This window comes from Actinomyces israelii DSM 43320, assembly GCF_000711965.1.
Taxonomy (GTDB): Bacteria; Actinomycetota; Actinomycetes; order Actinomycetales; family Actinomycetaceae; genus Actinomyces; species Actinomyces israelii.
Window position 1 is genome coordinate 89,540 of record NZ_JONS01000010.1, and the last position, 20,347, is coordinate 109,886.

20 protein-coding genes are annotated in these 20,347 nt (G+C 69.8%); 7 read left to right on the forward strand and 13 right to left on the reverse strand.

The genetic code is table 11. The features are described 5' to 3' along the window. Window positions 1-8: 8 nt before the first annotated feature. The 3 genes from O145_RS05560 to O145_RS05575 form a co-directional block, all read right to left on the reverse strand. Entirely contained in the window at window positions 9-1,388 is a 1,380-nt protein-coding gene (locus O145_RS05560; RefSeq protein WP_043560816.1) for a tripartite tricarboxylate transporter permease, read from the reverse strand. Next, the gene (locus O145_RS05565) at window positions 1,385-1,684 is read right to left on the reverse strand and encodes a hypothetical protein (RefSeq protein ID WP_043560817.1); all 300 of its coding nucleotides are present in this window, start codon (window positions 1,682-1,684) and stop codon (window positions 1,385-1,387) included. Before O145_RS05565 ends, O145_RS05560 begins: the two co-directional genes overlap by 4 nt. A gap of 244 nt (window positions 1,685-1,928) precedes the next feature. Continuing rightward, window positions 1,929-2,354, reverse strand: coding sequence for a hypothetical protein (locus tag O145_RS05575; RefSeq protein ID WP_043560827.1), 426 nt, complete (start codon window positions 2,352-2,354; stop codon window positions 1,929-1,931). 202 nt (window positions 2,355-2,556) lie between these two features. On the opposite strand from O145_RS05575, the gene O145_RS05580 reads away from it, so the two are divergent. Together O145_RS05580 and O145_RS05585 are read left to right on the forward strand one after the other, a co-directional pair. Next, on the forward strand, window positions 2,557-3,204 hold the full coding sequence (locus O145_RS05580) for a hypothetical protein (RefSeq protein WP_043560829.1): 648 nt from the start codon (window positions 2,557-2,559) through the stop codon (window positions 3,202-3,204). Further along, window positions 3,201-3,509: a transcriptional regulator gene (locus O145_RS05585; RefSeq protein WP_043560831.1), complete on the forward strand. Its 309-nt coding sequence runs from the start codon at window positions 3,201-3,203 to the stop codon at window positions 3,507-3,509. The genes O145_RS05580 and O145_RS05585 overlap by 4 nt, the downstream gene beginning before the upstream one ends. 52 nt (window positions 3,510-3,561) lie before the next feature. Here the strand turns inward: O145_RS05585 and O145_RS05590 are convergent, their stop codons facing one another. The 9 genes from O145_RS05590 to pyrH all read right to left on the reverse strand — a co-directional run bounded on the left by O145_RS05590 (window position 3,562) and on the right by pyrH (window position 12,932). Next, on the reverse strand, window positions 3,562-4,518 hold the full coding sequence (locus tag O145_RS05590) for a GNAT family N-acetyltransferase (RefSeq protein WP_043560833.1): 957 nt from the start codon (window positions 4,516-4,518) through the stop codon (window positions 3,562-3,564). Window positions 4,519-4,557: 39 nt separating this feature from the next. Continuing rightward, complete coding sequence (gene ispG, locus O145_RS05595; protein ID WP_043560834.1) at window positions 4,558-5,739, reverse strand: flavodoxin-dependent (E)-4-hydroxy-3-methylbut-2-enyl-diphosphate synthase; 1,182 nt, start codon at window positions 5,737-5,739, stop codon at window positions 4,558-4,560. Between the two features lie 230 nt (window positions 5,740-5,969). Then, window positions 5,970-7,268, reverse strand: a complete 1,299-nt coding sequence (locus O145_RS05600; RefSeq protein ID WP_043560836.1) for a M50 family metallopeptidase — start codon at window positions 7,266-7,268, stop codon at window positions 5,970-5,972. Between the two features lie 69 nt (window positions 7,269-7,337). After that, a complete protein-coding gene (gene dxr / locus O145_RS05605) occupies window positions 7,338-8,612 on the reverse strand; it encodes a 1-deoxy-D-xylulose-5-phosphate reductoisomerase (protein ID WP_043560837.1) in 1,275 nt (424 codons plus the stop codon). 67 nt (window positions 8,613-8,679) lie between these two features. After that, window positions 8,680-9,225 (reverse strand): DivIVA domain-containing protein, encoded by a 546-nt coding sequence (locus tag O145_RS05610; protein WP_043560838.1) that lies wholly within the window; start codon window positions 9,223-9,225, stop codon window positions 8,680-8,682. After that, a complete protein-coding gene (gene rlmN / locus O145_RS05615) occupies window positions 9,222-10,490 on the reverse strand; it encodes a dual-specificity RNA methyltransferase RlmN (RefSeq protein WP_043560841.1) in 1,269 nt (422 codons plus the stop codon). The genes O145_RS05610 and rlmN overlap by 4 nt, the downstream gene beginning before the upstream one ends. Window positions 10,491-10,575: 85 nt before the next feature. Beyond that, complete coding sequence (locus tag O145_RS05620) at window positions 10,576-11,517, reverse strand: phosphatidate cytidylyltransferase (protein WP_043560912.1); 942 nt, start codon at window positions 11,515-11,517, stop codon at window positions 10,576-10,578. Window positions 11,518-11,575: 58 nt separating this feature from the next. Next, window positions 11,576-12,133: a ribosome recycling factor gene (gene frr / locus O145_RS05625; protein ID WP_043560844.1), complete on the reverse strand. Its 558-nt coding sequence runs from the start codon at window positions 12,131-12,133 to the stop codon at window positions 11,576-11,578. A gap of 55 nt (window positions 12,134-12,188) precedes the next feature. Then, complete coding sequence (gene pyrH / locus O145_RS05630; protein WP_043560848.1) at window positions 12,189-12,932, reverse strand: UMP kinase; 744 nt, start codon at window positions 12,930-12,932, stop codon at window positions 12,189-12,191. 618 nt (window positions 12,933-13,550) lie between these two features. On the opposite strand from pyrH, the gene O145_RS05635 reads away from it, so the two are divergent. Genes O145_RS05635 through O145_RS05650 form a run of 5 tightly spaced genes read left to right on the forward strand, consistent with a single transcriptional unit; the run spans window position 13,551 to window position 19,324 of the window. Continuing rightward, entirely contained in the window at window positions 13,551-14,264 is a 714-nt protein-coding gene (locus O145_RS05635; protein WP_043560850.1) for a PqqD family peptide modification chaperone, read from the forward strand. A gap of 38 nt (window positions 14,265-14,302) precedes the next feature. Then, window positions 14,303-14,872 carry an SPASM domain-containing protein gene (locus tag O145_RS17125; RefSeq protein WP_458859320.1) on the forward strand — a complete coding sequence of 190 codons (570 nt, stop codon included), beginning with the start codon at window positions 14,303-14,305 and terminating at the stop codon, window positions 14,870-14,872. 2 nt (window positions 14,873-14,874) lie between these two features. Then, a complete protein-coding gene (locus tag O145_RS05640; RefSeq protein ID WP_084682401.1) occupies window positions 14,875-17,298 on the forward strand; it encodes an ATP-binding cassette domain-containing protein in 2,424 nt (807 codons plus the stop codon). Then, window positions 17,295-18,911 (forward strand): hypothetical protein, encoded by a 1,617-nt coding sequence (locus O145_RS05645; protein WP_458859321.1) that lies wholly within the window; start codon window positions 17,295-17,297, stop codon window positions 18,909-18,911. Before O145_RS05640 ends, O145_RS05645 begins: the two co-directional genes overlap by 4 nt. Next, window positions 18,908-19,324, forward strand: a complete 417-nt coding sequence (locus O145_RS05650; RefSeq protein ID WP_043560855.1) for a hypothetical protein — start codon at window positions 18,908-18,910, stop codon at window positions 19,322-19,324. Before O145_RS05645 ends, O145_RS05650 begins: the two co-directional genes overlap by 4 nt. A 151-nt stretch (window positions 19,325-19,475) precedes the next feature. On the opposite strand, the gene tsf is transcribed toward O145_RS05650, so the two are convergent. Beyond that, window positions 19,476-20,324: a translation elongation factor Ts gene (gene tsf, locus O145_RS05655; RefSeq protein ID WP_043560858.1), complete on the reverse strand. Its 849-nt coding sequence runs from the start codon at window positions 20,322-20,324 to the stop codon at window positions 19,476-19,478. Window positions 20,325-20,347: the final 23 nt, after the last annotated feature.

Below are 20,347 nucleotides of genomic sequence, written 5' to 3' on the forward strand. Positions count from 1 at the left end.
GCTGCGGCTCAGGCCGGGGCGGCCAGCGTCGCCAGCGCCTTGACGATGCCGGGTGCGGCGTACAGCGTCATGAACTGCACGCCGTAGTTGACCCCGAGGCGGTTGAGCGCCCCGCACACCACGCCGATGAGCAGCACGCCGAAGATATTCGGGACGCCGGCGTCGATGTAGGCCAGCAGCAGGACGAAGGCCACGAAGAGCGCCAGCACCGCCTCGTGCGGGATGCGCCGCACGACGAAGTAGGTGATCTGCGAGGACCAGCGCACGGCGATGATGTAGGTGATCGCAACGGAGACCAGCGCGCCCAGGGCGACGGCCGCGATGAAGCCGGGCATCTGCAGCTGGTAGTGCAGGTTGTTGTGGTTATCCAGGTCGTAAACGGGTGGCGCCTCGAACAGCGGCATCGCGGGCCCGGCGGACACGCCCGAGACGGGGAAGCCCAGCGCGACCAGCGGGATGATGACGCCGGCCAGGTAGGTCGAGTGCGTCAGCGCGCTCATGACGGTGACGGCGCGCTGGGAGCGGCGCACCCGGTCCTCCTTCTGGCGCGACGCCGTGGCCTCCCCCAGCAGGAATGTCAGGCCCACGGGGCTGAGCATGAACAGGGGCGTGGAGAGCGCCGCCATGGCGGCGCTCCACCATCCCTCGGACCGGGTGATCAGGCGGCCCGGCATCAGCCTGTGGGACTCGAACCCGGAGCGCAGGAGCGCAGTCCTCGTGCGTCCTCCGTGAGGCAGAGCCGCACGGCGCCCGGGGTTGAGCAGCTCCAGGAGAGTGACGAGCATGGGGCCCACCGTGATCCCCAGGAAGAAGGAGATGCTCACCTTCTTGTCATCGGTAATGATGTGGGTCATGCGGTAGAGCGCGGGCAGGGCCTCGAACATGAGAGCCAGCGGGATGATCGACACCAGTGCGAGGACCCGGTTCTTCCCGAGCAGCGCCAGGAGCACCGCGCAGGCCGCCAGGATCACGGGGGTATGGGCCTTGATCGGCTCGGCGAAGCGTGCGAGCAGCCCCGCCAGGGCGAAGCTCAGGGGGATGGAGATCGCGGTGCCGATGGTCGAGCCGACCGCCATCTTGCGGATCGTGTCCGAGGCCAGGCCCTTTCCGCGCAGGAGCACGGAGTGATCCATCAGCGGGGCCGACATCACCCCGCCGGGCAGCCCGACCAGCGCCGTGGGTATGCCGTTCATGAGGTTGAGCGTGACGACCGCCGAGACGAAGAAGGCGAGCACCACCTGCGGCGGGGCGCCGGCCAGCACCAGGGCCAGGGTGACGGGAGCGAGCACGCTCGTCTCGTCGGTGCCCGGGATGAAGCCGATGAAGGTGTACAGGACGACGGCGCCGAGCACCGCCGTCAGCATCATGAGAATAAGCTCGGGAGTCACTCGGCACCGCCCTCACCGGAGGCGGCGCAGTCCTTCCTGCCGGCCTCATCGACGATATCGACCTCGCGCTTGGGAGCCACCAGGAAGCAGTTCACAATGAATCCGACGACGGACGCCCCCAGCCCCCAGAAAAGTGTTTGCCCGCCGACTCTCGAGGAAATCATGACCGCTGCGACGGCGCATGCCACCGCCACCAGCAAGCAGACCACAAGGTCCTTGGGCGAGACGAGGTCATTCCAGACCTCAACATTCTGACGCTCCGTGCCCTCGGAGCCGGCTTCGGGTACATCACGCACGGTCGGTGATGCTATGCGAGTCCCCTTGCACGCACTATATGCTGTTCGCCATGGCCCCGCCGACGCCCGAAGGCGTGGCGGCGCGCCGCGACGTCGTCGAGCGCCTCAGCACTCCCCGTCCGGGTCCGCGCCCGCGGGGGCCTGGTCGCCGGGAGGGGCAGTAGCCCCGCCTCCCTGGATCTCCGGAGGTACTCCACGTGCAGGCCGTCCAGCGCCTCGGGCACGCCGCCCCTCTCCATCTCCGTCAGGGCGTGCTGCCCGGTCGAGGGGTCGGGCACCGGCCCCACGGCCGCATGGAGTCGGCGAAGAGGATGAAGACGTAGTCGTGCACGGAGCTCTTGACCCTCATCCGCAACGGGAGGAAGGCGAGGGTCTGTTCCCAGGGGATGAGGCCCACGGAGCCGAGAGTCGTACGGTCGGTGACACCGCGGTCGTCCACCACCAGGGCGGGAGCGCCACCCAGGCGCACCGCCGCAAGAACGTTGGCAGCTGCGAGAAGGAGCAGAGCCGCCCACAGGATGCCGAGAACCAGAGTGAGCACCGCCGAGACCGGGTTCGAGAGGTCGTGGACGAGCCAGAGGAACGCGCTCTCAAGGGCGGAAAGCAGGACCAGGCCGACGGCCGCCGTCCAGATCTTCCGCAGATCGTGGCGGATGACGAGCGACTCCATGCCCCTATGCTGGCACGCGGCCGGCTGCGGCAGGGCCCGGGGCGGCGGGGAGGGCTCCCCGGGTTTGCGGGCAACGCGCCTTGTCCTCAAGGTCGGCGGCTGCGCAGGCGGAGGGCTCCCCGGGTTTGCGGACGGGGCCGGCCGGCATAGAATGAGCCCGCGAGTTTGTAGCACAAACCACTTTGGTTATGGAGGAACTTCTATGAGCGCCGGCACCCCCCTCGATCCGCGCGCCGCCCTCGAGACGATCAGCGAGCAGCAGGCCGCCCTCCGGCGGCGCGTCCTCATCCGCTCCTCCCCTCTGCTGGCCGCCTGGGGCCTGGCCTGGCTCATCGGCTACGGCGCCGGGTGGCTCAGCATCCGCCCCGACTACACCATGCCGACGCCCGTGTGGGTGGTCTACTTCGGCTGCCTCGCCGCAGCCGGCGCCTACACCTGCACCTATATCGTCCGCCGTGCGCGCGGGGTGCGCGGCGCCTCCAACCGGGCCGGCGTCCGCTACGCCATCGCCTGGGCGGGGGGATTCGTCCTCGGCCTGGTCGTCATGGGCCGGACCGGGGCCTTCCTCGCCTCCCTGGGGACGCCGGAGGCGGCGGAGGCGGGCATGATCCTGGGCAACGCCGTGCCCTGCCTCATCACCGGCACCCTCTTCGTGGTCTGCGCCGCCATCTGGGACGAGCCCGTCATGGCGTGGGTCGGCGGCTGGCTCCTCGCGGTCACCACCGCGGCCACCCTCGTCGGCGGGACCGGCCTGTGGGCGATCATGTCCCTGGCGGGCGGGGGCGGCGCGCTCGTCGCGGCGGCCGTTGACGCGCTCCGCACCCGGGCCGCGGGGAGGGCGGCGCGATGAGCACCGACGCCCCGCTCGACCCGGTCATCCACGCCCAGGCCAGGCTCCGCATTATGGCGACCCTGGCGGGCCTTCCCCGGGGCGACGAGATGGTCTTCCCCCGACTGCGCGAGATGCTCGGCATGACGGCCGGGAACCTGTCCACCCACCTGAGCAGGCTGGAGCAGGCCGGGTACGTGTCCCAGTCCAAGGCCTTCGCGGGGCGCACCCCTGCCACCTACCTCGCACTCACCTCCAGGGGGCGCGCGGCCTTCGAGGAGTACACCCGTGCGCTGCGGGCCGTGCTCGAGGCCGCCGGGCAGTGAGCCCGGGGCGGCGCCCGGACCGCCCCCGCCCCTTGCGCCGCGATCGGCAGTGCTAGAGCAGGATGGTCGCGAAGGTCCCGGTCCGCTCGAAGCCCAGCCGACCGTACAGGCGCAGGGCGGCGGCGTTGAAGTCGTTGACGTACAGGCTCACCACGCCCTCGGCGCGCATGTGGTCCCGACGCACGGCATCGACGGCGGCGGCCAGCGCCGCTGTGGCGATGCCCCGGCCGCGCAGGTCATCGCGGGTCCACACCCCGGTCAGTTGGACGACCGTGCCCGTGGGGGCGTCCCACACCGCGCCGACGTCGGTCTTGAAGGCCACCAGCGCCGGTCCTCCCGGCCGTGCGGGCCGCCCCTCGCCGTCGTCGAGGAGCACGTAGCTGCGTCCGGTGGCCACCAGCCAGGCCACGTGCCGCGCGTAGGATCCGCCCGCCGCCGTCGGGTCGTAGCCGAGCTCGCCGGAGAACATGGCCACCGACGCGGGCAGCACCAGGTCCGTCTCGGTCGAGCTCGCGGCGTGCAGGCCCTCGACCGCCCACCGCAGGGCGGGACGGCGCCCGAGGACCGCCTCGGCCAGGCCGCCGGCGGGCGTCGGCGCCACGAGCAGCGGCTGTATCCACCGCTCCTCGCGGGCGTGCAGGCCGTCGGCCGCCAGCGGCCCCCAGACCGCCTCGACGTCCTGGGCCGGCCCCGTCAGCGAGCCGTGGCGGACCAGGCGCAGCCGCGCATGGTCGGCCACGGCGCGGGCCCCGGCCGACCCGACGCCGTCGTGCCCGAGTCCGGGGCGCGCCGCCAGGCCGAAGGGCATGAGCGAGCCGGTCGCCCACGCCCCGGCCGCAGGCCGGCCCGGGCGCCCCAGGACCACGACGTCGCCGTTGCCCCACCGGTCCCACCGGCACAGCTGGTGGGCCAGGGCCACGGCTCCGACGGGGTCGAGGGCGCACAGACGCAGCAGCCCGTCACGCTGGTGCGGGCCGATGGCGCTCAGGCGGTGGCCGAAGAAGCTCACGGTGGCATCGCAGCGGGCCGGCGGGCCCCAGTAGCGGCATCAGGCACTGGTGACGACGCTGGGCGACGTCCCCGCCAGGGCGGCCTCGCCGAGCTCGGCGCGCATCTGGTCGGCCATTGTCTGGGCGTGCTCGAGGAGGGTCTCGACGACCCGGCTCTCCGGGACGGTCTCGACGACCTTGCCGCGCACGAAGATCTGCCCCTTGCCGTTGCCGGATGCGCAGCCGAGATCGGCCTCGCGGGCCTCGCCGGGGCCGTTGACCACGCAGCCCATGACGGCCACCCGCAGGGGGGCGGTGATCTGCTTGAGCCCGCTCTCGACCTCCTCGGCGAGCGTCCACACATCCACCTGGGCGCGCCCGCACGAGGGGCACGAGACGATCTCGAGCCTGCGCTCGCGCAGCCCCATGAACTCCAGCAGCTTGGTGCCGACCTTGACCTCCTCCACCGGCGGGGCGGACAGGGAGACGCGTATGGTGTCGCCGATGCCCTGGGCGAGCAGGGTGCCGAAGGCCGCGCAGGACTTGATGGTGCCCTGGAAGGCGGGGCCGGCCTCGGTCACCCCCAGGTGCAGGGGCCAGTCGCCCTTCTCCGAGAGCAGCTGGTAGGCCTGGACCATGGTGACCACGTCGTGGTGCTTGACGGAGATCTTGAAGTCGTGGAAGCCGCACTCCTCGAACAGGCTCGCCTCCCAGGTCGCGGACTCCACGAGGGCCTCCGGCGTGGCCCTGCCGTACTTCTTGAGCAGGCGCCGGTCCAGGGAGCCCGCGTTGACGCCGATGCGCAGGGAGACGCCGTGGTCGGAGGCGGCCCTGCAGATCTCGGCGACCTGGTCGTCGAACTTGCGGATGTTGCCCGGGTTGACGCGCACGGCGCCGCAGCCAGCCTCGATGGCGGCGAAGACGTACTTGGGCTTGAAGTGGATGTCCGCGATCACGGGGATGCGGGACTGCTTGGCGATGACGGGCAGCGCGTCGGCGTCCTTGTCGGTGGGGCAGGCCACGCGCACGATGTCGCAGCCGGAGGCCGTCAGCTCGGCGATCTGCTGGAGGGTCGCGCCGATGTCGTGGGTCTTGGTCGTGGTCATCGACTGGACCGTGATGGGGGCGTCCCCCCCCACGTGGAGATCCCCCACCCTGATCTTGCGGGTGGGCCTGCGAGGCGCCAGGACGGGTCTCTCCTCGCGGACGGTGGGGATACCAAGGGCGATGGCGTCAGTCACGCGCTCAAGTATGGACCCGATGACAGTCCGTCAGCCACACGTGGAGGGCCCCTGTGGCACGGGTCCCGCGGCAGTGGGCGCCGCCTCAGCGCCCTCGTCATCCTGTGCCGAGGCGGGCGGCGACGGCGGCCGGCGGGCGCCCCGGACCGATCTCGACGCGGAACTCGACCGATCTCGGCGCGGAAGTGAACCGATCTCGACGAAGGGGGCTGCGGCCGCGGCGGCGGGACTCAGAACGGCGCGACGATATCGACCCAGATGAGCACCAGCGCCATCATGATGAGGGCGACCAGCACGACCTGCCCCACCGGCAGCATGCGGGCGGTGTCCACCGGGCCGGGGTCGGGGCGCCCGCGCCGGCGCGCCCAGGCGCGCCTGAGGCCCTCCCAGCAGGCGCCCGCGACGTGCCCGCCGTCCAGGGGCAGCAGCGGCACCAGGTTGAAGGCGAACAGGGCGAGGTTCAGCGAGCCCAGCAGGCTCAGCATGGAGGACAGGCGCGCCGAGAAGGGGACCTCGCCGGTGCCCACGCCCGCGCTGGAGACCTCGCCCGCGATCCGGCCCACGCCCACCAGGGAGACCAGGCCGTCGGCGCTGCGCTGCTCCGCCCCCAGGCCAGCGGCCACGGAGTGGTAGAGGCCGACCGGCAGGGTGAAGATCGCCTTGAGGGTCTGCCCCACCGCGAGGGCGACCGCCCCGGGGACCCGGCTGAGCGGCACCCGCACCATGCCCAGTGCCGGACCGATGCCGACGTAGGGCCGCAGCTCGGTGGAGGTGCTCCCGTCGGAGGCGGTGACGGTGCGCTCGACCTCGACGGGGGTCACGCTCAGGGTCACCGTGGCCCCGTCCCGGCGCACGACGACGTCTGCCGGCCCGGTGCCGCCGGAGCGGATGGCCCTCTGGACGTCCTCCCAGGCGGGGGTGGGGGCGCCGTTCCAGGAGACGATCTCGTCGCCCGCCTCCAGGCCCGCGGCCACCGCGGGCGAGGCGGCGTCCGTGGCGCACTCGGGGCCGCCGGAGGCGTCGGCGTCGATACTGGCCGGGACGCAGGGCGCCACCGAGGAGACCGTGGAGGTGTAGGTGTACTGCCCGACCGCGCCCAGGGCCAGCACGAGGCAGACGACCCCCAGGGCCAGGTTGGTCAGGATGCCGCCCGCCATCACCACGAGCTTGCGCGGCACGCTCAGCCGGTAGAAGGCCCGGTGCTGCTCGTCGGGGCCCAGCTCCTCGAGGGACTCCTGGCGGGCGTCGGCCACCATGGAGCCGGGCCTGTCCGGGTGGCCGGGGCGGGCCGGGGGCAGCATGCCCAGCAGCCTGACGTAGCCGCCCAGCCAGATCGCCTTGACGCCGTACTCGGTCTCGCCGCGGCGGATGGACCACACGCGCGGCCCGAAGCCGATGAAGTACTCGGGCACCTTCACGCCGAATCGTTTGGCGGGGATCATGTGCCCCAGCTCGTGGAGGGCGACCGACACGGCGACCCCCGCGATGAGGACGATAATGCCGAGGATGTAGGCGAGGGTCTGGCTCACGGGCGGCTCCTGGTGTGTGAGGTACGGGCGAGGTCGGTGGGTGTCGGGCGGCGGCTCGGCGCAAGCGCCTCAGCGGTCCGAGCGGAGGGCGATGAGCTCGTCGGCGCGCCGGCGCGCCCAGGTCTCGGCGGCCAGGACGTCCTCCAGGCCCGGGGGGGCGCCGGGGGCGCCGTCGTGCTCCTCCACGACGGCGGCGTCGATCCGGACAATGTCGGTCCATCTCAGCCGGTCGGCCAGGAAGGCGTCCACGGCCTGCTCGTTGGCGGCGTTGAGGACGGCCGGGTGGGTCGCGGAGGCCGCCACCGCGCTGCGGGCCAGGTCGACGGCGGGGAAGGTCCCGGCGTCCAGAGGCTCGAAGGTCCAGGCGATCGGCTCGTCCCACCGGTTGGGGGCCACCAGCCCGGACAGGTCGGGGCGCGCCGGCCAGGTCAGACCCAGGGCGATGGGCAGGCGCATGTCGGGCGGCGAGGCCTGGGCGATGGTGGCGCCGTCGATGAACTCGACCATGGAGTGGACGACGGACTGCGGGTGGACGACGACGGCGATGTCGGCGGGGGCGACGTCGAACAGGAGGTGGGCCTCAATGAGCTCCAGGCCCTTGTTGACCAGGGTGGAGGAGTTGACGGTGACGACGGGCCCCATCGCCCAGGTGGGGTGCGCCAGGGCCTGCCCGGCGGTGACGCCGGCGAGGTCGGCGCGCGGGCGGCCGCGGAAGGGGCCGCCGGAGGCGGTGAGCACCAGGCGGCGGACCTCGCTGCGCCCGGTGACCACGGGGCTGGTCAGCCCCCTCTCGTGGCGGCCGGAGGCCAGGGCCTGGGCGATGGCGGAGTGCTCGGAGTCCACCGGGACGACCTGCCCGGGCCGGCGCGCGGCACTCCTGACCAGGGCGCCGCCCACGACGAGGGACTCCTTGTTGGCCAGGGCCAGGCGCGCGCCGCTCTCCAGCGCGGCCAGGGTCGGGCGCAGGCCGACCGAGCCGGTGATCCCGTTCAGGACGGTGTCGTGGGGCCCCAGCCCCGCCCGGGCGACGAGCTCGACCGGGGCATCGGGGCCGGTGAGGATCTCGGTGACCGGGTCGGGCCGGCCCAGGCGGTCGGCCGTCGCGGACAGGGCCGTGCGCACGCGCGCGCCCAGGCCCGCCTCGCGGGCGGAGACAGCGAGGCGCGGCACCGCGAAGGTCACGGCCTGCTCGGCCAGCTCGGCCAGACGGGCGCCCCCGGCCGCCAGCCCCGCGACCCGGGGCGCCGGCCCCGCGGCACCCAGGCGGGTGACGACCTCCAGGGCCTGGGTCCCGATGGAGCCGGTGGACCCCAGCACGACGACCCGGGCGGGTTCGTGGCTCATGCATGCTCCTTCCTGGACGCGGCGGGCCGTCGCGTCGTAGCGGGCTCGCGGCCCGTCTCCCGGCGCCTCACTCGACGGACAGCAGGACCTCGACGACGCGGGCGAGGTAGCGGTCCACGCTCCTCTCGTCGTAGGCGGCGTCCCGCTTGGCCGCGGAGAAGGTGGCCGTGCGCACCTCGGTGGAGGACAGGGCGGTGGCCGCGTCGAAGTAGGTGGCGACGCGGTCCATGAGCCGATCGACCTCGACCTTGGAGTACCCGTGCTTGTGGGCGGGGGCGAAGCGCGACCCGTGGGGCCGCAGCAGCCGCGGGTAGAGGGTGGTGGCCAGCTGGGCGACCTCCTCCATCCAGGCCTTACGGCCCCGCTCGGCCACGAAGTCGGCCCGGCGGCGCTGCAGGAAGGCGGCCTCGAGCCGGTCCAGGGCGGCGTCGACGGCGGCCGGCTTGTAGCCGCCGCGCACAATGTCGAAGGCGACGGTGCGCACGCCCTCGGAGTCCATCTCGTCGAGCTCGCCGGCGTCGTAGATCTCGTGAGCGGTGGCGAAGTACCCCTCAACCTGCTCGCGGCGGTAGCCCTGCCGGAACAAGCCCACTCTCGGGAACATGTCGCTCATGTCCTGGCCCTTTCCTGGTGGAGCACCTCAGTGGCCAGCTGGCCGCAGGCGCCGTCAATGTCACTGCCACGAGTATCGCGCACCGTCGTCGTGATACCGGAGCGCCGCAGCGTGTCAACGAAGAGATCCTGCACGCCCGCCTCCGAGCAGGTCCAGATGGACCCCGGCGTCGGGTTGAGCGGAATGGGGTTGACGTGCGCCCATCCGCGGCCGCGCGCGTTCAGCTCGTCGGCCAGGAGGCGGGCGCGCCAGGCGTGGTCGTTCATGTCCTTGATGAGGGCGTACTCGATGGATACGCGCCGTCCGGTCGCCCGGAAGTAGCCGTGGGCGGCGTCGAGCAGCTCGCCGACCTTCCACCTGGAGTTGACGGGGATGAGCTCGTCGCGCAGCTCGTCGTCGGGGGCGTGCAGGGACACCGCCAGCGTCACGGGCACCCCCTCGGTCGCAAGCCTGCGGATCAGGGGCACCAGGCCGACCGTGGAGACGGTGATCGCGCGGGCGGACAGCCCGAACCCCTCGGGTGAGGGGTCGATGAGCCGGTGCAGGGCGGCGACGACGTTCCTGTAGTTGATCATCGGCTCGCCCATGCCCATGAAGACGACGTTGGACAGGCGTGCGGGGCCGCCGGTGAGCGTCCCGGCCGCCGAGGCCTGCGCGGCGTGGCGCACCTGCTCGACGATCTCGGCCGCCGACAGGTTGCGTGTCAGCCCCATCTGGCCGGTGGCGCAGAAGGGGCAGGCCATGCCGCAGCCGGCCTGCGAGGACACGCACAGGGTGGTGCGGTCCCTGTACCGCATGAGGACGGACTCCACGCGCACCCCGTCGTGCAGCTCCCACAGGTGCTTGATGGTGCGTCCGCCGTCGGCGCGCAGGGCGCGGACCCTGTGGATGAGGTCGGGCAGGAGCTCGGCGGCCAGCTGGTCGCGCTGCCCGGCGGGCAGGTCGGTCATGTCGGAGGCCTCGCGCGTGAAGCGGGTGAAGTAGTGACGCGAGAGCTGGTCGGCGCGGAAGGCGGGCAGGCCCGCCCGCCTCAGGACGTCCCTGCGGCCCGTCAGGTCGAGGTCGGCCAGGTGCCGTGGGGCCCTGCCCCGCGCCGGGGGCACCGCGAAGGACAGGCGGGGGCGCGCGTCGGGGCCGGCGGCGCCCTCCGGCGGCTGGTCGGTGGGCCGCACCTGAGCCCGCCCCGCCTCGGGGGCTGTCGGCCCGCGTCCGATCGCCACGGGTGCGGGCCGGGGCCTGCGGCCGCGGTCGTGTAGGGGGCTCACGGGTTGGGGACTCCTCTCAAGGACGGACGGTGCGGATGGGCAGGGTGGGTCAGGATGGGCTCAGAACACATCATGCGGACGGGCTCTAGCGGGCCGGCCAATGGACGATCAGGGAGAAGACGTAGACGACGGGGGCGGCCACGAGGATCGAGTCGAGGCGGTCCATGATCCCGCCGTGACCCGGCAGCAGGGTGCCCATGTCCTTCAGGCCGAGGTCCCGCTTGAGCAGGGACTCACCCAGGTCCCCCAGGGTGGACACGACGACGATCGTGGCGCCCAGGACGGCGCCCGTCCACCAGGGTCCGCCCAGGGCCCACAGGCAGAGCGCACCGGCGCACACGGCGGCGATCATGGAACCGGCGAAGCCCTCCCAGGACTTCTTGGGCGACACACTCGGCGCCATGGGGTGCCTGCCGAAGGTGATGCCCGCCAGCCATCCGCCGGTGTCGTTGGCCACGGGCAGGGCGATGAGCGTGAGGACCTTGCCGACGCCCTGGTCCTGGGCGGCGACCAGGACGGCGAAGCTGGCGAGGAACGGCAGGTAGGTCGCGGCGAACACGGAGGCGGAGGCCTCCACCGAGCGGGAGCGCCGCACGGCGTCGTGCTCGTCGGTGCGCGGGACCAGCTGGTCGGGGGCCTCCAGGTCGGTCCCCGACTCGGCCTCCGCCTGGTCCATGAAGCACCACAGCACGCAGGCGCCCGCGGTGGCGAGGTAGGCGCCGAGGGCGGCCTCGGCGCCGATGGTCCAGGCGCACACGACCATCCCCAGGGAGCCGAGCCACAGGGGCGCCAGGGGCAGGCGGATGCCCTTGCGGGCGAAGGCGCCGGCGAGCTCCCACAAGGCGCCGCAGACGGCGATGACCACGACCCCGGTGAACACGACCTTGTAGAAGAGCAGAGAGGCCAGAACGGCGCCGATCAGGACGGCCGCCACCCCGATGGCGGCGGGGAGGTTGCGCCCTGCCCGCCCGGTGGCGGGCAGAGGGGGGCGGTTGCGCGTCGGCGGCGGGGTCAGCAGCGTGCTCAGCAAGGTCACAGAAGATGGTCTCGTCGATCTCCGAAAAGCGGTCGGTGCGGGCGGCGGCTCAGACGTCGAGAAGCTCGGCCTCCTTAGCGGTCAGCGCGCTGTCGATGGCCTCGACGAAGCGCTTGGTCAGGGCGTCGAGCTCGGACTCGGCGCGCATGACATCGTCCTCGCCGGCCTCCCCGGCCCTCTTGATGGCCTCGAGCTCCTTCTTGGACCTGCCGCGGACGCCGCGCACCTGGACGCGGGACTCCTCGGCGCGGCTGCGGGCGAGCTTGACGTAGTCCCTGCGCCGCTCCTCGGTCAGGGCGGGCAGGGTCACGCGGATGATCGTGCCGTCGTCGGTCGGGTTGACGCCGAGGTCGGACTCGCGGATAGCGGTGGTGATGGCCTTCATCGCGGAGCGGTCGAAGGGGCTGACGATGACGGTGCGCGCCTCGGGGATGGTGATCGAGGCGAGCTGCTGGAGCGGGGTGGGGGCCCCATAGTAGTCGACCAGGATCGGGGTGAACATGGCGGGGTTGGCGCGACCGGTGCGGATGGAGGCGAGCTCGTGCTTGGCGGCCTCGAGAGCCTTGTCCATCTTGTCCTCGGCCTCGAGCATGACGTCGTCGATCATGGTTCTTCCTTCGGTGGTGGGCTGGTGGTGGTCGGTTCGTGGGGCGGGTGCGGCCTCAGTCCCGTGTGACGAGAGTACCGATGTGCTCACCCAGCAGGGCGCGGGTGATATTGCCGCCCTCGCCCATGCCGAAGACGCGCATGGTCAGGCCGTTGTCGCGGCACAGGGCGAAGGCGGAGGCGTCGACGACCTTGAGCCCCTCGGCCAGGGCGCGCTCGTAGGTCAGGTGGCTGAGCAACCGCGCCGCCGGGTTCGTGCGCGGGTCCGCGGTGTAGACGCCGTCGACGCCGTTCTTGCCCACCAGGAGCTCGTCGCAGCGGGTCTCCAGCGCCCGCTGGGCCGAGACGGTGTCGGTGGAGAAGTAGGGCAGGCCCGCTCCGGCGCCGAAGATGACGACCCGCCCCTTCTCCAGGTGGCGGATGGCGCGCAGCGGGACGTAGGCCTCGGCGACCTGGGTCATGGCGATCGCCGACTGGACGCGCGCGGGCACCCCGGCCTTCTCAATGAAGTCCTGCAGCGCCAGGGCGTTCATGACGGTGCCGAGCATGCCCATGTAGTCGGCGCGGTCGCGGGCCATGCCGCTCTGGGAGAGCTCGGCGCCGCGGAAGAAGTTGCCCCCGCCGACGACGACCGCCACCTGGACACCGGTGAGCACCGCCTCGGCGATCTGGCGGGCGGCGTCGGAGACGACGTCGGGGTCCAGGCCCACCGCGCCCCCGCCGAACACCTCTCCGGAGAGCTTCAGCAGGACGCGGCGCGGCGCGGCCGGGGACTCGGAGGGCGTCGGCTGAACGGTCATAAGTGATGTCTCCTGGTTGTGCGTCCGATGATCATGCTGGGGCGTGCGGGAGTACCGAGGGCGAGCCTACCCGGTGTCACGGGACCGTCTCCCGCTCGCGCGAGGTCTGCTCGATAACGAAAACGCCATCGGGCCCGACTTCCGCATTGAGTATGCCCGCGCCTCCCGGGCGCGCCCATGGGCGCTCCTCCCCGGCGGCCTGGCGGGGCACCGGGCGGGACGGCGCCGGGGCGCTGCAGGCGCCAGCCGGGCGGGATGCCGGTATGCACGGGTCCGGCCGGCCCTGGGCGATGCCGCCTAAAAGAACACCGCGCCACAGGACTTGACCCTCACTGCGCTGAGAAGTATGCTTTATGTCACACCTTCGGCATCTGGACAACAACACCGGAAAGGAGGTGTAGCCGCGGTCGCCCCGGAGTACCAGGGAACAGCATTCGCATACATGAGCGTGGTGCCGGTCTGCAGCACCGTCGCATTCGTCGCATTCCTCGCGGCCTGCGCCGCCACCGCCGTCTGACACCATCCCGACCCCCAGCACGGTGACGCCGGGGCGGGAGCGAGCCGCCTCGCTCCCGTTGCCTGAATTTACCTGAACCGTCGACAAGGAGGTGGGCGGCGATGAATCCTGTACTCAACGCCCACGCAATTCTTCACCGCCAGCCCAACGCGGGCTACTATTACATTCCCGATTCCGAAACGTCCACGGAGCGCGTCAACCGCACAGGGGAAGAGATTCTCGACCTCTGCACCGGAGACAACTCCCCCGAAGACATCTGCCAGATCATGTCCAAGCGGTACAATGAAGGCATAGACACCGTCCGATCGCTCGTCTACCCCTTTCTCGCAGAGTCTGCGGCCCGTAAGACAATCACTATCCAGAACGAGCAGGAGACCATTGAGGATCGAGCATCGGTCACCGGCTCTTACGATATGTGGATCCCCTTGATCGTCTCACTAGAGCTGACATCAGGATGCAATCTCGCCTGCACCCACTGCTACGCCTCCGCGAGCCTGGGCCGCGGAGAGCATCTCGCGGAGTCTCACGCCATCGCGACCTTGCAATACTTAGCGAGCAACGGAACGTACTCTGTTCTCCTCACCGGCGGCGAGCCCACGATGCACCCCGCGTTTTCGCACATCCTGTCCACGGCGTCCGAATTGATGCGACTCGTTCGCGTGGCAACGAATCTGTATTCGCTACCGGAACCGTCGCTCCGCGCGATCACCGACAACGACAAGGTTTCCGTCCAGACCAGCATTGACGGTCTCTCTGACACCCACAATCTCATTCGCGGCGGCAACCACGCATTCGAAAAACTATGCACAACGTAATGCTCCTCGCAGCCGCGGGGAAGACCGTGACAGTAGCCATGACTGCCAATCGATTAAATTGGCGCGAGGTCGAGCAGGTCGTCGAACGGTGCGTAGACTCCGGGGCGGCCGCCCTCCGCCTCGGTCTCACCTTTCCCGTAGGAAGGGCCGCATTCTCAGGACTAGCGCTGGACCCCGTCGAGGTCGAGACGCTTCAGCGCGACTGGGAGGGGATTGTCTCCAGATACTCCTCACCAACCTTTTCCCTCAATCGCTCCGAGGAGGCGCAGGACTACCAGGAGATCAGCGTGTCGAACAATGACATTCCTTCGTGCGGCGCAGGACATCTCATCGCCCACATCTGCGCCAACGGCGACATCAACCCCTGCCCCATGCTGCGCGTTCGCCTGGGAAACATCGTCACGAGCGCCCTCGACGATGCCTTCTCGGGTCCGCTCTACCCATTGCTCGACGATGCCGCTTCTCCCGGAGGCTCGCATTGTGCCGGCTGCGAGCTCGCAAGCATGTGCGGCCGTTGTCATGCGGCTGCCGCAGCCTGGTCTGATGGCGACGACTGCTGGTGGCGCGAAACTGACCTGGGTCGTCACCTCCTGGGCGTGAGGCACTGACCATGACGCCGGAGCCGTCGGCCAGATCTTCGCTCACGAGCCGGGTACGGGCGACAGTGCCGATGCTCTTCGGCGCTGTCGCCATCCTCATGGGCATCGCCGTCTACTCTACCGCCTCGATCAGCGCATACCCGCGCGTTCCTGATGGCGTGAGCCCCACGTCAGCGACCGCTTCCGCGTCGGCATTCGCCGAGGCCGTCGGGATCGGGGCGCTGGGGAACACACGAGTCACTGTATCATCAGACTCGATGGCCGCGACGTGGTTCACCCTCAATGGTCTTTCCGCCTCAGAGGCAGCTGGTCTGCCCATTTACTACTGGACCGTGAACGACGAGTCAAGCGATTGCTCCATCGACGTGCTCCTCGACGGGTCGGTAGGCGGCTTCAGATGCCCGGCCGACGCAGTGTCCAGCATCTCGGCGGAGGCGCTGGTCTCCTGGGCGGGCGCCCGCACCACGACTGCGGGCGTTGAGGAGAGCGACGTGGATTCCATCCTGAATGGTTCGGGGTCCGGACGAACGCTCGTATGGTCGGATGCGGCTTACGGCGAAGCGGTCGTCGAATACACACTCGCACGTGAGAACGATACCGTCGTCATGCGGGACTCCCTTGTCCCGCCGGCCTCCGAGCAGTCCGCGATCGAGCGATCATCCTTCATCGGCGAGGCTACATCGACGGTCGGCTTCGTGTCGTGCCTGATACTCCTAATCCTCGCCGTCGGGTCCTCGCTCCGGTCTCCTGTCGGCAGAGTCTCCTCTCGTCCGCTCACAGTCATCACTCTGGTTCTCGCGACCCTCGTTATGTGCTCCGCAGCCAACAGCCTCACGAGCACCACCATCGTCCCGCCGCCCGGCGTGTCGGAGAGCATATACATCCAGGCGCTGTTCCTTTCCAACGGCTTTGCCGCTGCGCTGCTCTTCCTTACCGTGAAAATATGCGGAGAGGCCGGTGCGGCCCTCACTCCGCCCTCGGGAGGATGCCTGCTCGGCCGGGTGACATGCCTCCCCCGTCGACAGGTCGGGCTCGGCCTTGTCACCGCGGCGGTTTGGCTGGCGGTGTGCTCCGTCGTCTATGCGTGGACCAACGAGAACGGGCTGACTTCGGTCAGTCTGAGCCAACCGGACGACTTCGCCGCTGCAAGCGCCTTTCCTCTTGCAGCCCCATTACTGTCCTCGCTGGTCGCAGCGTTCCAGGAGGAGATCCTCTTCCGCTGGTTCGCCCTACGATACATCGCCTCCAGGACGAGGAGCCTTGCTCTGGCCATCACGGTCACAGCCGTCCTCTGGGCGCTCATCCATGCAAACTACAGGATCATCCCACCGGCTTCGCGCGTCATCGAGCTCGTCCCCCTAGGGATAATCCTTTCCGTCCTGAGCCTGCGTTATGGAGTCATCACTGCGATCGTCGCGCACTTCGCGATCGACTACATCACCGAGGCGCTGCCTCTTGCACGCATTGCATCGCCACCTGAGACCGTCATCCTACTGGTCCTGCTCGCACTACCGGCCTCCATCTGCTTCATCCGTTGGACGCGCGCGCCGATCGACCGCCTCGAGAAGATCGAAATGACCGGGTCCGGCTCGGAGCCGGCGAAGACAGACGCGCACCGCAGGCAGCTGGCAACACGCCTTCCTCGATCCAGTGAGCCCACCGAGAGACGAACAAGTGCCATCACGGTCCGAGCAGCATGCAAGGTATTCGACGACATCACCGCGCTGCATAACGTCAGCTGCACAATGCAGTACGGGAAGATCAACTGCCTCCTCGGGCCGAACGGCGCCGGAAAGACCACCCTCATTCACGTCGTCATCGGGCAGGAGACGCTCACCGACGGCAGTGTCGAGCTAAGAGTCCAGCGCACCTCGCCACACCATGCGTGCGCGATCGGGTACGTCCCGGACGCGTCATTGGTGTATCCGCTGCTCACCGTTCGCGAGCACTTACGACTGATCGAAGCCGTATACCAGCTGTCCAGGTTCGACATGTCGAACGAGAACGATCTTCTCAAGCGATTCGGATTGGAGAGGCATGCGAACCACCTTGCAAGCAAATTGTCTAGAGGACTCAAGAAGAGGCTGATGCTGGCGTGCGCCGTCCGCCAAGGAGCATCGATCATCATCCTGGACGAGCCCTTCGACGGCCTCGACCCAGCAGGCCAGGACACGCTGATGAAACTATTGGTTGACCTGCGGGACACCGGACGCTGCGTCCTCGTCTCGACGCATCGGCTGGATATCGCAGAGCGGATCGCTGACGCTCTTCTCGTCCTTAGCGACGGCGAGGTCGTGTTCTCCGGCACAGGAGCACAGTTTGCGCGCGCAGGCCTCCCGTCACCGGGCAAAACGGCCTTCGAGGCGGCTTTCGCGGCCGTGAGCACGGCTGGCGGCCGTGCTCCCATGGCGGAGTGGGACGGAACGAGCACATGACACGGGCCGTTCACGCCCTGCTCAGTGCCCGCTGGAGGGGCGTGAGGAACAGAATAGCGGCGCTCCTGTCTCATTGGCCGGGCAGGGTCGGAGGTCTTGTTGCCGTTATCATCATTCTGCGGCTCATCCATGGCCTGGCCCGCATACCCGCATCGGCCTCGGGCACCGGCAACACGAACATCGCGACGACCGTGTACGCCAGCACCACCCTCCTTATCGTCTGCGGGTACGGAACACGATCAGTCGTTCGACCTCCTTTCGTCCTCGCGCTCGGCGACTTCGGTGTACTCGACGCGCACGCCCTGATCAGGCCCGCCCTGGTCGCCGGTCTCCTCGCTCGTGTCCCGATGGCCGCTTTGGTGTCGCTGCTTGCAACATCAGTGCTCGTGAACCTCACCCCTGAGGTCTGGCCGACAACGCGTTCACGCGCTGGGGCTATTCTTTTTCTCCTAGCAGGCCAGCTCGCGCTGACGTCGCTGCGGCTCGCCTCCGGGTGCGCGGCATGGGCGTGGCCGCGATGGAGGCTCGTGCTGGCGGGTGTGTGGATCATCCCCGCCGCCGGCTGTATCGCCCTGATACTCCTACGCCTCCCGTCCCAGGGAACGGATGCATTCTTGACCTGCGCCGGACTGTTCGCCCTCGTAGACGATCATGTCGGCTGTGCCGTCGTTATTTGCCTCCTCTTTTTCGCGATCTCCTCCTCAGCCGTCATCCGAGTCGCTCCGCGCCTAGTCCCGATATGGGCATCCACCGGTCGGCAGATCGCCACGATCATCGATCTTGCTCATGAGGCCGACGCGGCGGCGGCGCTTGCGTTGGCGCAGTCCTCGCGAGCCAGGAGCAGATCTATTCCACGTTCTCTCGCCGGCCCCAAGGGCTTCCTCGGACGACAACTTATGGAAGCGCACCGCAGAAAGATCGGCAGGGCACTGGCCGCGCAGGTCGTATGCGCCTGCGCGCAGAGCTGGCTCGTGGCCCGTTTTCTGCCGTCCTGGTGGTTTCTTGCGTTCCTCGCCATCGGCTCTTTCGTCGTCCCGCAAGCGGTCCTTGACGGCGCGCTGAGTGAGGTTCGATATCCGGTCTTCGTTATGGCAGGCGTGCACGACAGACGGCGCGCGCTCGCTGCCTGTCTGTGGTCGTGCGTCCTACCGGCGAGCAGGGTGGTGCTGCTCCTCCTCTTGACGTCACTCAGTGCCATCACAGCGGGGATCAGTCCGCGCTTCGGGCTCATCGCAGTCGGTTGCGCCATCACCTGGGCGTCCTTCGCCGCGTGCTGCTCCAGTGCCGGCGCCCTCACTCGACTCTTCAGAAGCCGGACACGCGCGTCAGGGGGATCAGCCGCAGTGGCCTCCTTGGGCGGGCCGGTGCTTCTGGCTGTCGGGCAGGCGGCGGCCCATCTCCCGGTATCGCACACCACGGCATCCGGAGTCCTCGTACTCGTCGTGCAGGCGGCGGTGGCCTTCGTCCTCTCGTGGGCCTTGCTGTACATCGCCATCTCTGCCGGAACTGATAAACGCTACACGATTCTGAGCGACGATGCCCTGTCGGCGCTCACGAATGACCTCGTCGCAGACACAGGCACCAAAAGGGAAGAAAGGAACGATGTGCAATGAGCGGCTTCACCCAGAGTGCGAAGACGGTGCTCAAGGACTCGAGAAGCGCGGCCAGGCAACGGGGCGCGTCGCAGGCGACGGCTCTCGACGTCCTCATCGCCGCCATCCGCAGCTCGCCGTCTGTCGCCGCCGTCGCCGACGGCATCCACCTGGACTGGCACGACCTCCTGGCCGCCGGCGCCCAGTCCGACCGTCAGGGCCAGGGGCTGTTCCGTCTGCTGAAGAGGCCGGTGGGGTTCGACGACGAGACCAAGACGGTCCTTGTCAGGGCGACGGCGCTGGCGTCCGGTGGGGACGTATCCGCCCACCACCTCGCGGCGGCGGCGCTCGAGGTCGACGACGACCGCGTGTCCGAGCTGCTCGCGGTGAGGGGAACAGACCGCGCCTCACTGCGCGCCGCGCTCCTGTCCTGACCCGTCAACGCCGGGCCGGCCTATCGCTCGGGGCCGTCGTCGCGCGCGCCGGGCCCCGGCCCTGTGAGGGGTCGGGGCCCGGCGCGCGCGGCGGTCCGGCACCCGGCGCGTACGGCGGTCCGGCGCCCGTGGCGGCCGGGTTCCGGGTGGGTCAGGCGCCGACGCGGAAGCGGACGAAGCCGGTGAGAGAGCCGCCGGTGGCCTTGACGACCTTGCCGACCGTGGTCTTGGGGTCCTTGGCGTAGGGCTGGTCCACCAGGCAGTTCTCCTTGAAGTAGCCGTTCAGGCGGCCCTCGACGATCCTGGGGACGGCCTTCTCGGGCTTGCCCTCGGCGCGGGTGGTCTCCTCGGCGATGGCGCGCTCCTTGGCGATCGTCTCGGCGGGGACGTCCTCGCGGGTGAGGTAGAGCGGGGAGTAGGCGGCGACGTGCATCGCGACGTCGTGGGCGACCTCGGCCGCCGCCTCGTCGGTGCCGACGAGGACCGCGACCTGCGCCGGCAGGTCGGGGTTGGTGCGGTGCAGGTAAGTCTCGACCCTGGGGGCCGCCAGGCGGCCCACGCGGCGCACGACGATCTTCTCGCCGATGACGGCCTGCATGGAGTCGGTCAGCTCCTTGACGGTGGAGCCGCCTGTGGCGACCCCGGCGAGCTCCTCGACGGTCTCGGCGCCGGAGTCGACGGCCGCGTCGAGGACCTTGGCGGCGAAGTCGATGAACTTCTGGTTCTTGGCCACGAAGTCGGTCTCGGCATTGACCTCGACCAGGACGCCGACCTGACCGCCAGTGCCATCAGTGGCCTCGACGACCTTGGCGGCAATGAGGCCCGCGGTGGCGGAGCGGCCCTCGCGCTTGGCGATGCCCTTCAGGCCCTTGACGCGGATGATCTCAATGGCCTTCTCGGCGTCACCGTCGGCCTCCTCGAGGGCCTTCTTGACGTCGAGCATGCCGGCGCCGGTCTTCTCGCGCAGCGCCTTGATGTCAGCAGTGGTGTACTTCGCCATTAAATTCTCCTGGTTGTGCTGGA

Bases quoted from the DNA above. Each gene is read 5' to 3' on its own strand.
- O145_RS05575 (WP_043560827.1), bottom strand. From the start codon at position 2,354: ATGGAGTCGCTCGTCATCCGCCACGATCTGCGGAAGATCTGGACGGCG.
- O145_RS05580 (WP_043560829.1), top strand. From the start codon at position 2,557: ATGAGCGCCGGCACCCCCCTCGATCCGCGCGCCGCCCTCGAGACGATC.
- O145_RS05585 (WP_043560831.1), top strand. From the start codon at position 3,201: ATGAGCACCGACGCCCCGCTCGACCCGGTCATCCACGCCCAGGCCAGG.
- dxr (WP_043560837.1), bottom strand. From the start codon at position 8,612: ATGAGCCACGAACCCGCCCGGGTCGTCGTGCTGGGGTCCACCGGCTCC.
- O145_RS05610 (WP_043560838.1), bottom strand. From the start codon at position 9,225: ATGAGCGACATGTTCCCGAGAGTGGGCTTGTTCCGGCAGGGCTACCGC.
- frr (WP_043560844.1), bottom strand. From the start codon at position 12,133: ATGATCGACGACGTCATGCTCGAGGCCGAGGACAAGATGGACAAGGCT.
- pyrH (WP_043560848.1), bottom strand. From the start codon at position 12,932: ATGACCGTTCAGCCGACGCCCTCCGAGTCCCCGGCCGCGCCGCGCCGC.
- O145_RS05635 (WP_043560850.1), top strand. From the start codon at position 13,551: ATGAATCCTGTACTCAACGCCCACGCAATTCTTCACCGCCAGCCCAAC.
- O145_RS17125 (WP_458859320.1), top strand. From the start codon at position 14,303: ATGACTGCCAATCGATTAAATTGGCGCGAGGTCGAGCAGGTCGTCGAA.
- O145_RS05640 (WP_084682401.1), top strand. From the start codon at position 14,875: ATGACGCCGGAGCCGTCGGCCAGATCTTCGCTCACGAGCCGGGTACGG.
- O145_RS05645 (WP_458859321.1), top strand. From the start codon at position 17,295: ATGACACGGGCCGTTCACGCCCTGCTCAGTGCCCGCTGGAGGGGCGTG.
- O145_RS05650 (WP_043560855.1), top strand. From the start codon at position 18,908: ATGAGCGGCTTCACCCAGAGTGCGAAGACGGTGCTCAAGGACTCGAGA.
- tsf (WP_043560858.1), bottom strand. From the start codon at position 20,324: ATGGCGAAGTACACCACTGCTGACATCAAGGCGCTGCGCGAGAAGACC.